This window comes from Ensifer sp. ENS08, assembly GCF_014852195.1.
Lineage (GTDB): Bacteria > Pseudomonadota > Alphaproteobacteria > Rhizobiales > Rhizobiaceae > Ensifer > Ensifer adhaerens.
Window position 1 is genome coordinate 43,424 of the sequence record NZ_JACVBF010000010.1, and the last position, 13,528, is coordinate 56,951.

At 63.2% G+C, this 13,528-nt stretch carries 12 protein-coding genes; 8 read left to right on the forward strand and 4 right to left on the reverse strand.

Annotation, left to right across the window (positions count from 1 at the left end):
* Positions 1–56: 56 nt before the first annotated feature.
* The 3 genes from IB272_RS20845 (at position 57) to IB272_RS20855 (ending at position 3,444) form a co-directional block, all read left to right on the forward strand.
* Complete coding sequence (locus IB272_RS20845) at positions 57–1,037, forward strand: sugar-binding transcriptional regulator (RefSeq protein ID WP_192444918.1); 981 nt, start codon at positions 57–59, stop codon at positions 1,035–1,037.
* 57 nt (positions 1,038–1,094) lie between these two features.
* A complete protein-coding gene (locus tag IB272_RS20850) occupies positions 1,095–3,149 on the forward strand; it encodes a bifunctional aldolase/short-chain dehydrogenase (protein ID WP_192444920.1) in 2,055 nt (684 codons plus the stop codon).
* 70 nt (positions 3,150–3,219) lie between these two features.
* Positions 3,220–3,444, forward strand: a complete 225-nt coding sequence (locus IB272_RS20855; protein ID WP_034796449.1) for a hypothetical protein — start codon at positions 3,220–3,222, stop codon at positions 3,442–3,444.
* A gap of 57 nt (positions 3,445–3,501) precedes the next feature.
* Here the strand turns inward: IB272_RS20855 and IB272_RS20860 are convergent, their stop codons facing one another.
* Genes IB272_RS20860 through IB272_RS20870 form a run of 3 tightly spaced genes read right to left on the reverse strand, consistent with a single transcriptional unit; the run spans position 3,502 to position 7,160 of the window.
* Positions 3,502–4,545: a substrate-binding domain-containing protein gene (locus IB272_RS20860; protein ID WP_192444922.1), complete on the reverse strand. Its 1,044-nt coding sequence runs from the start codon at positions 4,543–4,545 to the stop codon at positions 3,502–3,504.
* Positions 4,546–4,596: 51 nt separating this feature from the next.
* Positions 4,597–5,646, reverse strand: coding sequence for an ABC transporter permease (locus IB272_RS20865; RefSeq protein WP_051659349.1), 1,050 nt, complete (start codon positions 5,644–5,646; stop codon positions 4,597–4,599).
* Complete coding sequence (locus IB272_RS20870) at positions 5,643–7,160, reverse strand: sugar ABC transporter ATP-binding protein (RefSeq protein ID WP_060517943.1); 1,518 nt, start codon at positions 7,158–7,160, stop codon at positions 5,643–5,645. Before IB272_RS20870 ends, IB272_RS20865 begins: the two co-directional genes overlap by 4 nt.
* A 147-nt stretch (positions 7,161–7,307) precedes the next feature.
* Between IB272_RS20870 and mtnK the strand changes: the two genes are divergently transcribed.
* Genes mtnK through IB272_RS34985 form a run of 5 tightly spaced genes read left to right on the forward strand, consistent with a single transcriptional unit; the run spans position 7,308 to position 12,732 of the window.
* Positions 7,308–8,579 carry an S-methyl-5-thioribose kinase gene (gene mtnK / locus IB272_RS20875; protein ID WP_192444924.1) on the forward strand — a complete coding sequence of 424 codons (1,272 nt, stop codon included), beginning with the start codon at positions 7,308–7,310 and terminating at the stop codon, positions 8,577–8,579.
* Positions 8,576–9,670 carry an S-methyl-5-thioribose-1-phosphate isomerase gene (gene mtnA, locus IB272_RS20880; protein ID WP_034796457.1) on the forward strand — a complete coding sequence of 365 codons (1,095 nt, stop codon included), beginning with the start codon at positions 8,576–8,578 and terminating at the stop codon, positions 9,668–9,670. The genes mtnK and mtnA overlap by 4 nt, the downstream gene beginning before the upstream one ends.
* Before the next feature lie 4 nt (positions 9,671–9,674).
* Entirely contained in the window at positions 9,675–10,610 is a 936-nt protein-coding gene (locus IB272_RS20885) for a transketolase (RefSeq protein WP_192372044.1), read from the forward strand.
* Positions 10,611–10,612: 2 nt separating this feature from the next.
* The gene (locus IB272_RS20890) at positions 10,613–11,614 is read left to right on the forward strand and encodes a transketolase C-terminal domain-containing protein (protein WP_034796462.1); all 1,002 of its coding nucleotides are present in this window, start codon (positions 10,613–10,615) and stop codon (positions 11,612–11,614) included.
* A complete protein-coding gene (locus IB272_RS34985; protein WP_090298608.1) occupies positions 11,614–12,732 on the forward strand; it encodes a RuBisCO large subunit C-terminal-like domain-containing protein in 1,119 nt (372 codons plus the stop codon). Before IB272_RS20890 ends, IB272_RS34985 begins: the two co-directional genes overlap by 1 nt.
* A gap of 353 nt (positions 12,733–13,085) precedes the next feature.
* On the opposite strand, the gene IB272_RS20900 is transcribed toward IB272_RS34985, so the two are convergent.
* Positions 13,086–13,388, reverse strand: coding sequence for an alkylphosphonate utilization protein (locus IB272_RS20900; RefSeq protein WP_034796466.1), 303 nt, complete (start codon positions 13,386–13,388; stop codon positions 13,086–13,088).
* Between the last annotated feature and the right edge of the window lie 140 nt (positions 13,389–13,528).

Here is a 13,528-nt window from a genome sequence, read left to right on the forward strand (position 1 = left end):
TGACTTTTGTCAGTATAGATGAAATATGTCAGATCCATCTTGCGAAGGTTCCGCCAATGCCCATCCGAGCCACAGACCAAATCATTCACAAGGCCGCCTGGCTCTATTATACGCACGGCCTGCGCCAGGACGAAGTGGCGCAGCGGCTGGAGATATCCCGCGCCTCGATCGCCATGTATCTGCGCAAGGCCCGCGAGATGGGCATCGTCACGATCACCACGTCGACAGAACTGTTTTCGCAGGACGTGCTTGCCCGCGAGCTCGAAGACGCCACCGGGCTTACGACTGCATGGCTCGTGCCGGAAGATCGGCAGGCGATGGACCCGGCCGCCGAAATGCCCGTCGTCGCGGCCTCCGTTTTTCTCGAACTGATCAACAAGGGCGACCGGATCGGTGTTGCCTGGGGCCGCACCGTCTATCATATCGCCGACGTCATGCCCTTTGCGGACCTGCGCGGCGTCACGGTCGTGCAACTTTGCGGCAACCTCGGCGCGCCCTATTCCTACCGCCCGGATCAATGCACGACGGAAATCGCCCGCCGCCTCAATGCCGAAGGGATTAATTTTTATGCGCCGCTCGTGCTTTCCTCCGAGCGGCTCGCCGAAGAACTGCGCGGCGAACCCGTCATCAAGGAGCAGCTCGCGACCATCTCCGACTGCGGTCTGGCGCTCTATTCGGTCGGCGGCATCGAGGATGACAGCCACCTCGTCAAATGCGGCGCGCTCTCGGCTGCAGACATGCATGCGATGGGCGAAAAGGGCGCGGCCGGCGTCATTGCCGGACAGCTCATCGATCGCGACGGCCAATGGATGGATTGCGAGCACAATCGCCGCTGCATTTCGGCCGATCTCGGCTCCATCCGCACGATCAAGAAGCGCATGCTGGTCGTGCAGGAGGACAGCAAGTTCGAACCGCTGATGGCGGCCTTGAAGGGCGGCTTCACCTCGCATCTCGTCATCACCGAGTCGATGGCACGCAAAGTCCTCGATCGCTGGAACCGCGAAGGGCTTGGCAGAAGCGGCTCAGGCGCCCCCTGAGCCTCGAATTTGGGTCCGCCGATACCGGCCGGGCCGGTTTATCGGGAGGCTGAACTTATGGATAATCTCTGGCGCGACGACGAGGCGGAGAAGGTCGTTGCGGGCTATCAGGCCAAGGGCACCGGCCGCGATCTGGCGCTGCGGACCTATACGACGCGACTGCTTGGCGGCGAGCCGCGGCTCGTGCTGCATGGCGGCGGCAACACCTCGGTGAAAACCGAAATCACAGACCTCGTCGGGGACACGCATGCCGTGCTCTGCGTCAAGGGCAGTGGCTGGGACATGGGCACGATCGAGCCCCCCGGCCTGCCAGCCGTCAAGATCGCCCCCCTGCTCAAGAGCCGCAAGCTCGAAAGGCTTTCGGACGAGGACATGGTGACGCTGTTGCGCGCCAACCTCATCGACCCGGCCTCGCCGAACCCGTCCGTGGAGGCGCTGCTGCACGCCTTCCTGCCACACAAGTTCGTCGACCACACCCATTCGACCGCCATTCTTGCCATCGCCGATCAGGCCAAGAGCCGGGAGATGTGCGCCGAGCTTTTCGGCAGGAAGATGGGCTTCGTGCCCTACATCATGCCGGGCTTCGCGCTGGCGAAGGCTGCGGCGGACGTGTTCGATCAGGATCCGACAGTCGAGGGGCTGATCCTCGACAAGCACGGAATCTTCACCTTCGCCGACACGGCGAAGGAAGCCTATGATCGGATGATCCACTATGTCACGCTTGCCGAAGAGCATGTGAAAGCGAAGGGGCACAATCCGTTTACGCCCGCCGCCCTGCCCGCAGTGCTTGCAAGCCCTGCCGATATCGCGCCAATGCTGCGCGGCGCCGTTGCCGTCGACAAGGGCGAAGGCCGTTTTGACCGCATGGTCAGTGTGTTCCGCACCTCGCCCGATATCCTCGACTTCGTCAATGCGCAGCAGGTTGAGGAGATGGCAGCCAGGGGCGTTTCGACGCCCGATCTTTCCATCCGCATCAAGACCGGCCCGTTGGTGCTTCCGGCGCCGGCTAAAGATGATCTCTCGGGCTACCGGGCCGTGATCGACGCGCGGGTCACCGCCTTTGCCGCCGACTACACCGGGTATTTCCACAGCAACGACGCACGAGACGACGTCAAGCGCATCATGCTCGATCCCATGCCGCGCCTGACGCTGGTGCCCGGGCTCGGCATGTTCGGCCATGGCCGCACCTACAAGGACGCGACGATCGCCGTCGATGTCGGCGAGATGTGGATCGAAGCTGCGCGCGACGCAGAATCCGTTGGCCGCTTCGAGCCGGTCAGCCGGCCGGATCTCTTCGATCTCGAATACTGGTCGCTGGAACAGGCGAAACTCGCAGGCGCCAAGCCGAAGCCGTTTACCGGCCAGGTCGCGCTCGTCACCGGCGGCGCCGGCGCCATCGGCGCTGCCATCGTCAAGGCTTTCGTCGCCGAGGGCGCCCATGCCGTCGTGCTCGATCTCGATGGCGACAAAGCAAGCGCAGTGGCGAAGGCGGCCGGCAACAACTCGATTGGCATCGCCTGCGACATCACCGATCCCGCTTCGGTGCGCGCCGCCTTCGACCGGGTGGTCGCGACCTTCGGCGGCGTCGATATCGTCGTCTCCAATGCGGGCGCCGCCTGGGAAAGCCCGATTGCGACGATGGACGACGCCCTGCTGCGCCGTAGCTTCGAGCTGAATTTCTTCGCGCATCAGACGGTTGCGCAGAATGCCGTTCGCATCATGAAGGAACAGAAGACCGGCGGAGTGCTGCTCTTCAACGCCTCCAAGCAGGCAGTCAACCCGGGCGCGAAGTTCGGCGCCTACGGATTGCCGAAAGCGGCGACGCTGTTTCTGTCGCGGCAATATGCGCTTGAGCATGGTGCCGACCATATCCGCGTCAATGCCGTCAACGCCGATCGCATCCGCTCGGGCCTGCTCAACGACGAGATGATCGCCAATCGTGCAGCCGCCCGCGGCCTTTCGGTCAAGGACTACATGGGCGGAAACCTGCTCGGTCTCGAAGTGACGGCCGAGGACGTAGCGCGCGCCTTCGTGCACCACGCGCTCGCAGAACGAACCACCGCGGATGTGACGACTGTGGATGGCGGCAACATCGCAGCGGCGATGCGCTGAGCGCTTCCGTCTAAGCGTAAAAACGTGCCACACTGCAGTCTCCCGCCAGAGTTGTTCGGATGGAGACGAAATGGTCGATCGATGGCCCGCAGATGCCGCGTTTCAAATGGGTGACTATGCCGCCAAGAAAGGCCGCGCCTCATGGCGCGGCAAGATCGTCGGCTGGTATCGCACAGACCTGACCAGCCTCGGCTACGCGATCGAAAGCCATTTCGAGCCGGGCTCCGTGCAGATCTATCCCGAGACGGCGATCGAAGCCTGGGTGCCGCCAAAGGCGGAAAGCGAATTAGAGTAACCAGGACAAAAAAAGGGGCGGTCTGATCGACCGCCCCTTTCGTTTCGCCTTGGGAGATTAAGGCTTCGGCATCCATGCGGGCATGGCAACATCTGCATGGGCGAACTGCGGCAGCTTCACGCCGAGCTCTTCCATGTTCTTGATGTCCTGATCGTTCAGGTCCTTCTGGGTGATCAGCGTCGGCGGTACGACTACCTGGCGGCCCGGGTCTTCGCCGGCAAGCAGCATGGCGAGCGAGCGGACCGAGACCTGGCCGACGACGGCAGGGTTGGTGGCGGCCGTCGCCGTCCAGGCCGAGCCCGTTTCGCGCATGGCGGCGATGTCGGACGTCGAAATGTCGGCCGAGTAGATCTTGACGCTGGAAGACAGGCCCGCTTCGTCGACGGCGATCTTCACGCCCTTGGCGAACTCGTCATAGGGCGCGAACATCACGGTAATGTCGGGCTTGGCCGAAATCACCGCGCGGGCCTGGTTGGCTACCGAGTTGGCGATCGGGTTGTCCATCGTTCCGAATTGCGCGGCTTCCTCGATGCCGGAGTACTTCGCCTTGAATTCCTTCCAGGTCTCGTCGCGGCGGTCGAGCGGCGCGATGCCGGCGACATAGACGTAGCCTGCCTTGAAGCTTTCGCCATTGTCCTTGACGGCCTGCTCGAGCGCGAGGCGGGCGAGGTCGCGATCGGACTGCTCGATCTGCGGGATCTTCTCGTTCTCGACGTTTACGTCGAAGGCGACGACCTTGATGCCGGCGTCAACCGCGCGCTGGGCAGCTTCCTTCATCGATTCGGTCAGGCCGTGCTGGATGATGATGCCCTGCACGCCAAGCGCGATCGCCTGGTCGACCATGTCGGCCTGGAGCGCTGCATCCTGGCGGCTGTCGAAGACCTGAAGCTGCACGCCGAGCGCCTTGGACTGCGCCTCGACGCCTGCGAGATAGGACTGGAAGAAGTCGCCGGTCGAAAGGTAGCGCACAAGCGCGATCTTGACATCGCCGGACTTGTCGAACGGCTTTGGCATGTCGGCTGCAAAGGACGGCACGCCGAAGGCGGCTGCCCCCATCAACCCAAGCGTCAAGCGGCCCAGGCTTCTGCGAGTCATGTTCATGTCAGTCTCCTCCACTGGTGAACTTTTTGTTTTCCGCTGAAGGGCACCCCTTCAGCGTTTGCCTCTTTTCGAGAGCGCAAAGGTGAAGATCAGGGCAGCGACGAGCACGGCGCCCTTGATGAAATCCTGGGTGTAATAGGGCGCGTTCATCATCGTCAGGCCCTGCAGCAGGATGCCGACGAAGAGCGCGCCGATCGCCGTGCCGAAAGCGTTCGGCTTGGCGGCGCCGAGCACGGCAAAACCGATCAGCGCTGCGGCAACCGCATCGAGCAGCAGATTGTTGCCCGACGCGATGTCTCCGCGACCAAGACGGGCGGCAAGCAGGATGCCGCCGATCGAGGCGAAGACGCCGGAAATGATATAGGCCGAAATCTTGTAGGCATTGACCGGCGCACCGGCGAGGCCGGCTGCCCGCTCGTTGGAGCCGACGGCATACATCATGCGGCCGAAGCGGGTGTATTCGAGGAAGAACCAGATGACGATCGCCAGCACGATCAGCACCACGACCGAAACCGGCACGAGGTTGGGCAGGACGAAATCGAAGCGGTGGCGGCCGAGTGCCAGGAAGGCCGGGCTGAAAGTGCCGCCGGCGACCGAGCCGTCGGGAAGCGTCATGCCTGTGGCAATCGACCGACCCTCCGTCGGGATGCGCTGGAGGCCGAGCAAGAGGAACATCATGCCGAGTGTCGCCAGCAGATCAGGCACGCGCATGTAGACGATAATGACGCCGTTGACGAAACCGACCAGGACGCCGATGGCAAGGCACACGAGCGTCGCCGTCAGTGCGTCGCCGCCCATCACCACCATCACATAGGACGAGGCCATCATCGCCGTCGTCGCGACCGAGCCGATCGAAAGATCGAAGCCGCCGACGACAAGCGTGGCCGTCACGCCCAGCGCCAGGATGCCGGTAATCGACACCGACTGCAGGATGAAGACCGCACTCTGCGGTGAGGCGAAGCCGCCGGTCACGAGCGAGAAATAGAGGACCATCCCGGCGAGAAGCACGAGGAAGCCGTATTTGATGGCCGCCTCGCGAATTCCCGATGCGCTCGAAGGGACCGCAACCGGTGCTGCGGAATTGCTCTGTTCACTGCTCATGACGCATGGACCTGTTGATAGAATTGACCGGCGATTTCCGACAGGAGCCGCTCGACATCGATGTCGGCATTGCGGTGCTCGCCGACGATGGTCTGTTCCGACATCACGAGGATGCGGTCGGCGACTTCGAAGGCTTCGTCGAGTTCGGTCACGAAGAGGATCGTGGCGCGGCCCGCGGCCGAGGCGCGCAGCTTCTCGCCGATGTCGCGGCGTGCGGCGATGTCGACGCCCTGGAACGGTTCGTCGAGGATGAGCAGGCGCGACGGCTCGGAAAGCCAGCGCCCGACCATCACCTTCTGCTGGTTCCCGCCCGAAAGCGTCTGCAACTCGTCGCGCTCGCTGCGGCAGACGACACCGAGGGCGGCGATCTGCTGGCGTGCCTTGGTCTTTTCCGCCCGCCGGCTCGATATGCCGAAGCGCGAGAGCCGGCTCAGGAACGGCAGGCTGATATTTTCGTAGATGTTGAAGTCGGGCACGATGCCGCTTTCGGCGCGGTCCTTGGCGACGAGGAAGACGCCGCGGGCGATAGCCCTTCCGGTGCTTGCCGGCGCGTAACGCGCGCCGTCGAGCGTCATCTCACCCGCAAACGGAGCGCGCGCGCCAAACAGGGTTTCGGCAAGCGCGGTCTTGCCGACGCCGACGAGCCCGGTGACGGCGACGATTTCCCCGTCACGGAGCGTGAAATCGAAGGGGCGCGCCTGTTCCGACAACTTCAGGCCGCTGACCGCAAAGACCGGAGCGCCGCCGTCGCGCAGATCAACGGCGCCAGCCAAGACCTTGCGACCGAGCATGGCGTTGACCGCACCCTCATAGTCCAGTTCCGGCCCTTCGAAGCGGCCACTGATGCGGCCATCACGCAGCGCCACGATGCTGTCGGCCAGCCGCCGGATGTCCGACATGCGGTGGGAGATATAGAGAATGGCGACGCCGCGCGCCTTCAGCCGGTCGACGAGATCGAAAAGCCGGTCGGCCTCCGCGCTCGACAGCGACGATGTCGGCTCGTCGAGGATCAGCACCTTCGGCTCATGCGCCATGGCACGGGCGATCGCCACCATCTGCCGGTCGGCAAGCGTCAGGTCGTTGATATTGGCGGCAAGATCGATCGCAAGCCCCATGCGCGAGGCGACCGCGGCGGCCTCTCGGCGCACCCGACGCGGGTTGAAGAACAGCCGCGCACCGCGCCCGTTCAAGCGGTCGAGCGTTAGATTGGTGGCGACGTCGAGATCGGCGACCACCCCGTCATTGATGTTCTGATGCACGGTGACAACGCCGGCGCGGATCGCCTCGGCCGGGGCCGTCGGCTCGAAGGGCATGCCGGCGAGCGTGATCGTGCCGGCGTCGCGCGTGTAAACGCCGCTCAGGATCCGCACGAGCGTGGATTTGCCGGCGCCATTGGCGCCCATCAGAACGGTAACCGCCCCAGCCTTGAGATCGAGATCCACCCCTCGAAGAACCGGTACCGGCCCGAAAGATTTGCGCACGCCCTCAATGCGAAACACTGCCTGTTCGCTCATTCTCTCCTCCCGATGAAGGCAGGTTAGGATAGGCTTCCGTCAAATGTCAAGGCCATTGACATTTGCTAGAATGCCGCCTTAGTTGTGACCACACACGGCATGGCTGCGAGCGGTGGAGGCCCGCGCCATGCGTTGGAGGAAAACGATATGGACAAGCAGGTCTTCGAGGCGCTAAGCGCTGCGACGTTGCCGGAAAAACTCGGCGGAAACACCGTCCTGAAAGAAAAAATCGGGCCGGACTTTTCGCGCTGGAGCGTTAAGGAAGTCGGCGACGGCAACCTCAATCTGGTCTTCATCGTCTCCGGCGACAGGGGCGCTGCCATCGTCAAGCAGGCGCTGCCCTATGTGCGCCTTGTCGGCGAAAGCTGGCCGCTGCCGCTGAAGCGCTCCTATTTCGAATATCATGCCCTGAAGCGCCAGGCAGCGCGTGACCCCGGTCTGGTGCCGGAGATCTATTTCTTCGACGAATCCCAGGCGCTCATCGTCATGGAGTTCCTGACGCCGCACGTCATTTTGAGGCGCGCGCTGATCGACGGGCGGCAACTGCCGAAAATCGGGCGTGACCTCGGCCTCTTCGTCGCCCGCACGCTCTTTCGCGGCTCCGACCTCTCCATGGCCACGCGCGAGAAGAAGACGGACCTTGCGCTTTTCGCCGACAATATCGAGCTTTGCGACATCACCGAAAACCTGGTGTTTTCCGATCCCTATTTCGAGGCCGAGCTCAATCGTCACACCACGCCCCAGCTCGATCCGATCGTGGCCAAGCTTCGCGCCGACCGCGACCTCAAGGTCGAAGCACAGCGGCTGAAACATCTGTTCTCGGCAAAAGCCGAAACGCTCTGCCATGGCGATCTGCATACCGGTTCTGTTATGGTGACCGACGACGAGACCCGCGTCATCGACCCGGAGTTCGCGTTCTACGGACCGATCAGCTTCGACGTCGGCATGCTGCTTGCCAATTTCTGGATGAGCTATTTTTCGCAGAGCGGACACGAAAACGCGCCCAGTGCCCGAGATGGCATGCGCACCTATCTGCTCGATACGGTCGAAGTCATCTGGGAAACCTTCCGCACCGAATTCGCCCATCTCTGGCGCACGGAGCGTAACGGCATTCTCTACCAGGCAAGCCTCTTTGAGGCGCGCAACGATCCGTTCGGCGCCGAACAGGCGCTCGATATCGTCATCGACGAGATCTGGCGCGAGATGTTGGGCTTTGCCGGCGTCGAGATGCACCGCCGCATCCTGGGGCTCGCCCACAACGCCGACTTCGAAACCATCATCGACCCCGATCGCCGTGCTGCCTGCGAAACCAGGGCGCTGAAGCTCGGGCGTCACCTCGCCGTCAACCGGCATCATATCCACAGCCTCAAGGACATCCGCGCACTCGCGGAGCGCCTTCAGAAGGAGACATCAGCGTGAAAGTCGGAGAACGCCACTACCATACGATCTGGCTCAACGAGGACGGACGCTCCGTCGATATCATCGACCAACGCTGGTTGCCACACGAGTTCCGCGTCGTGACGCTGAAAACGGTCGCCGATGTCGCCGTCGCCATCCGCGACATGTGGGTGCGCGGCGCACCGCTGATCGGCGTCACGGCCGCCTACGGTGTTGCGATTGCGATGGCCAAGGACCCGTCGAACGCCCATCTCGACGCCGTCTGGGAGGAACTCAACGAAACACGCCCGACCGCCATCAATCTGCGCTGGGCGCTGAACGCCATGCGCGACCATCTGCGCCCCTTGCCGGAAGGCGGGCGTGCCAAGGCGGCCTATGATCGTGCCGCCGAGATCGCGGCCGAAGATGTCGAACTCAATCGCGCCATTGGCGCAAACGGCCTGAAGGTCATCCGCGAGATTGCTGCGAAGAAGGCGCCGGGTGAACCCGTGCGCATCCTCACCCATTGCAACGCCGGCTGGCTTGCGACCGTCGACTATGGCACTGCGACTGCACCCATCTACATGGCTGTCGAGGAAGGCATTCCGGTGCATGTCTATGTCGACGAAACACGCCCGCGCAATCAGGGCGCCTATCTCACCGCCTGGGAAATGAACGGCCACGGTGTGCCGCACACGCTGATCGTCGACAATGCCGGCGGGCACCTGATGCAGCACGGCGATGTGGATATGGTCATTGTCGGCACGGACCGGACGACGGCCAATGGCGATGTCTGCAACAAGATCGGCACCTATCTGAAGGCGCTAGCTGCGCGCGACAATGGCGTCCCCTTCTATGTCGCCCTTCCCTCGCCGACGATCGACTGGACGGTCCGCGACGGGATCAAGGAAATCCCGATCGAGGAGCGAACCGCCGACGAGGTGAGCTTCGTCCAGGGGCGCGCCAGCGACGGCTCGATTGCCAGCGTGCGCATTTCGCCGGAGGGCAGCCCTGCCGCCAATCCGGCCTTCGACGTCACGCCCGCCCGACTCATCACCGGCCTGATCACCGAGCGCGGCATCGCAACACCATCGCCCGAAGGCCTCAAGGCGCTTTTCCCAGAACGGAGCTGAGACGATGACACTCACGAACCGGGTTTCAACGGAAGAGATCGCGCTCGGCATCCGCCGACGGGTGTTCTTCCACACGATGAAGAACAATGGCGGTTACCTCAGCCAGGCCTGCTCGGCTGCCGAAAGCCTTGCGCTGCTCTATAACGAGCTTCTGACGCTCGGCGAGCCGACGTTGCCGAAGGTGCCGCTGCCGTTTCGCGGTGTTCCTTCGGCGCACAATCCGGACGCCTTTACCGGCGCCGGCTATCACGGACCGGTTGGGCCGGCGTTCGACCGTTTCTTCATCTCGCCCGCCCACTATGCGCTCGTCATCTATTCGGCGCTGATCGAGATGGGGCGCATGGACGAGCACGCGCTCGATCACTTCAACAAGGACGGCGGTTCGGTCGAGATGATCGGCGCCGAGCACAGCCCCGGCATGGAAGTGACCACGGGCTCGCTGGCGCAGGGTCTCTCCATGGCCTCGGGCGTCGCCTGGGCGCGGCTGCAGAAGAAGGAGCCGGGCAAGGTCTGGGTCTACATGTCGGACGGCGAGTTCCAGGAAGGCCAGACCTGGGAATGCCTTGCGGCGATGAGCTACCACGGCATCGACAACATCCGCGTCGTCGTCGACGTGAACCGCCAGCAATGCGACGGCGCCATGTCGTCGGTGCTCGACCTTGGCAATCTCGCCGCCCGGGTAAGCGCCTTCGGCGTCACCTGCCGGTCGGTCGACGGCCACGACCTGGAAGCGCTCAGGGCTGCGGCCGGAAGCGCCGAGCCCGGCAAGCCGCTGGTCATCCTCGCCAACACCTCGCCCTACCAGGGCATGGAGTTCCTCAAAAAGCGTTTCCCGCGACTTCATTACGTTCGCTTCAAGAGCGCGGAAGAACGGCTTGAAATGCAGGCCGCACTTGCGGCCGAACTCGGCGTCGACGCCGACGCAATGAAAGGGGCCTGAACATGGTCGAGATCGTCAATCGTCCCTACGCCAAGGCATTCGAGACCTTCGCGACCGCGCGACCCGAAGTCCTCTGCCTTTCCGCCGACCTGACCTCGTCCTGTGAGGTCGACGGCTTCCGCGACCGGCATCCGCAGCAGTTCCTCTCGCTCGGCATGGCCGAGCAGAATATGTTGTCCTTTGCCGGCGGGCTGGCGATGGAAGGCTACCGGCCGTTCATTCACACCTTCTCGGTCTTCCTCTATCGCCGCCCCTATGATCAGTTGATCAACTCCATCGCCTATTCCAATCGCAAGGTGCGACTGATGGGCTTCCTGCCCGGTATCACCACGCCCGGCGGCATCACCCACCAGGCGATCGAGGACATTGCCGTTCTGCGCGCTGTACCGAACATGACGATCCTCGAGACCGGTGACGCGACCGAGGTGGAGACCGTACTCGAAGTGGCCGACAGCATCGATGGCCCCGTCTATGTGCGCGTGCTTCGCGGCGAGGTCCCGCGTCTCTTCTCCACGCCTTTCGCGTTCAACAAGCTGCGGGTTCTGTCCGAGGGCGACGACATTCTCGTCGTTTCCTCAGGCGTCTGCACCGAGGAAGCACTGCGCGCCACCCAACCGCTTCAGGCACGCGGCATCGGCATCACCCATCTGCACGCCTCGACCCTGAAACCCTTCGATCGCGAAGGCCTTTTGAAGGCCGCGCGGGGCAAGAGGGGGATCGTCACGCTGGAAAACCACACCATCGTCGGTGGCCTCGGCTCGCTCGTTGCGGAAATTCTGGCCGAAGAAGGTCTTGGCATCCGCCTGAAGCGGCTGGGCCTCAATGACACCTTCGCCCATGGTGCGTCCAAGCCCTACCTCATGAAAAAGTATGGCCTCGACGCCGGCGCGCTCGTTGGCGCCATCAGCGAGTTGGTCGGCAAGCCGCTGGAGATCGGCGAGGACGAATTGACGGAGGTCCGCATCGACCACGTGCATTCGGCTCAGAAGGCGGAGGCGCTCTAGTGGCTCCGCGTTTCACCGTCACCTACTACGTGCAGGCCGCTGACGCCGACGAGGCTAAGGCGCGCGCACTCGATATCGCTCTGGAGCAGACCGTCGAAATTCCGCGCAGCGCCGTTCCCAAGGGCTACGTCGAGGATGAAATCCTCGGCAAGCTGGAAGACCTGAAGCCGGATCCGGTCGGCCGGCCGGGTTTTCTCGCCTCGATCTCCTATTCCGACGACGATGTCGGCGGCGACTTTCTGCAGCTCTTGAACGTCATCTTCGGCAACAGCTCCATCAAGCCCGGCCTGAAGGTCGAGGATATCGGTCTTTCGCCGGGTATCCTTGGGCTTTGCACAGGACCCCGCCACGGCATTGCCGGGCTTCGCGCCCGCGCCGGCGTGGGCGAAAGCCCTCTTTTGATGTCGGCGATCAAGCCCGTCGGGCTTTCGACATCCGAACTTGCGAGCCGCGCCCATGATTTCGCGCTTGGCGGCATGCACTTCGTCAAGGACGACCATGGTCTCGTCGATCAGGTGACGTCGCCTTTTAATGAACGCCTGAAGGCCTGCATCGAGGCCGTCGGCGAGGCCAATGCCAAAACCGGCGGCAGGACAAGCTTCGTGCCGAATGTCACCGGGCCGGCTTCGGCCGTGCTTGACCGGGCGAAGGAAGCGCAGGCCGCCGGTGCGGGCGCCGTGATGCTGGCCCCGGCATTGACCGGCTATGATGTCGTCCGCACACTTGCGGCCGATCCCGACTTCAGCTTGCCGATCGTTTCGCACCCGGCCTTCTCCGGCGCAAATGTGGTTTCTGCCGATTGCGGCTTCTCGCACCGTTCGTTCTTCGGCACGCTGCATCGCCTGATGGGCGCGGATGCGGTGATCTACCCGAACTTCGGAGGCCGCTTCGGTTTCACGCGAGAGGAATGCCTGTCGATTGCTCGGGCCTGCGCGGCCGACATGAGGGGGCCGAAGGCGATCGTCGCTGCACCCGGTGGCGGCATGACCTTCGAGCGCGTTCCCGAGATGCGTGAGGCCTACGGCAACGACGTCATGTATCTGATCGGCGGCGCCCTGCTTCAGCAACCGAACCTCGTGGAGGCCTGCCGCCGCCTGGTCGCGGCGGTCCATAGCTAGACGCACTCGCCATGGGTCGAGCCGGAAGGGTCGAGCCGGGATGGTGCAGCCCTCGTATTCCCGTAGGCGAAAGGGCGGCCCTCCCGTTGCGCGGCAAGAGAAGCAGCTAGCGGATGGCCGCAGCCTGGGACCAGGCTGCCATCCAGCGCGACTGCGAGCTCATGGGCCGCAATCCGCTTAGTCGCGCTCCGTTGTCGCTATGCGTTGGAAGTGCGAGTCGGCATTACAACGGCCGAGAACGCCGACCAAACCGCTGGGCTAAGCGGCGACAACTCCTCGGCCCTCAAGCTGAGCGCTTCCGAAGACGTCGGCGCCGCTTCAGGACTGCCGATCACCTGTTACGCTTCGAACGTCTAGCGTTTGCGAACAAACTCAGTGCGTAGAACAAGACCTTTGATCGCCTCATGGCGGCAATCGATTTCTTCAGGATTATCAGTTAGCCGGATCGACTTGATCACCGTTCCCTGCTTCAGCGTTTGCCCGGCACCCTTTACCTTGAGATCCTTGATCAAAACGACTGAGTCGCCATCTGCAAGGACGGTCCCTGACGCATCGCGAACCTCGGCGGCTCTTGCTTTCTCGGCAGCAAGTTCGGAGGCTGGCCGCCACTCACCCGTTACATCGTCGTACACGTAGTCGTCGTTCTGGTCGCTCATGGTCTGCCTTGCATGGTTTTTCGGATCTTGCAGTGGTCGCGGCCGCGATCGCTGCAATAGGGGTGCACCCCTACCTTCTCTGCGGTGCTGACGCAAATGTCACGGCTCGTCCTTCGGTTTTGCTGCGATCTAAAACGTCG

Coding starts and splice junctions, on each gene's coding strand:
- IB272_RS20845 (WP_192444918.1), top strand. CDS start 57: ATGCCCATCCGAGCCACAGACCAAATCATTCACAAGGCCGCCTGGCTC.
- IB272_RS20850 (WP_192444920.1), top strand. CDS start 1,095: ATGGATAATCTCTGGCGCGACGACGAGGCGGAGAAGGTCGTTGCGGGC.
- IB272_RS20855 (WP_034796449.1), top strand. CDS start 3,220: ATGGTCGATCGATGGCCCGCAGATGCCGCGTTTCAAATGGGTGACTAT.
- IB272_RS20860 (WP_192444922.1), bottom strand. CDS start 4,545: ATGAACATGACTCGCAGAAGCCTGGGCCGCTTGACGCTTGGGTTGATG.
- IB272_RS20865 (WP_051659349.1), bottom strand. CDS start 5,646: ATGAGCAGTGAACAGAGCAATTCCGCAGCACCGGTTGCGGTCCCTTCG.
- IB272_RS20870 (WP_060517943.1), bottom strand. CDS start 7,160: ATGAGCGAACAGGCAGTGTTTCGCATTGAGGGCGTGCGCAAATCTTTC.
- mtnK (WP_192444924.1), top strand. CDS start 7,308: ATGGACAAGCAGGTCTTCGAGGCGCTAAGCGCTGCGACGTTGCCGGAA.
- IB272_RS20885 (WP_192372044.1), top strand. CDS start 9,675: ATGACACTCACGAACCGGGTTTCAACGGAAGAGATCGCGCTCGGCATC.
- IB272_RS20890 (WP_034796462.1), top strand. CDS start 10,613: ATGGTCGAGATCGTCAATCGTCCCTACGCCAAGGCATTCGAGACCTTC.
- IB272_RS20900 (WP_034796466.1), bottom strand. CDS start 13,388: ATGAGCGACCAGAACGACGACTACGTGTACGACGATGTAACGGGTGAG.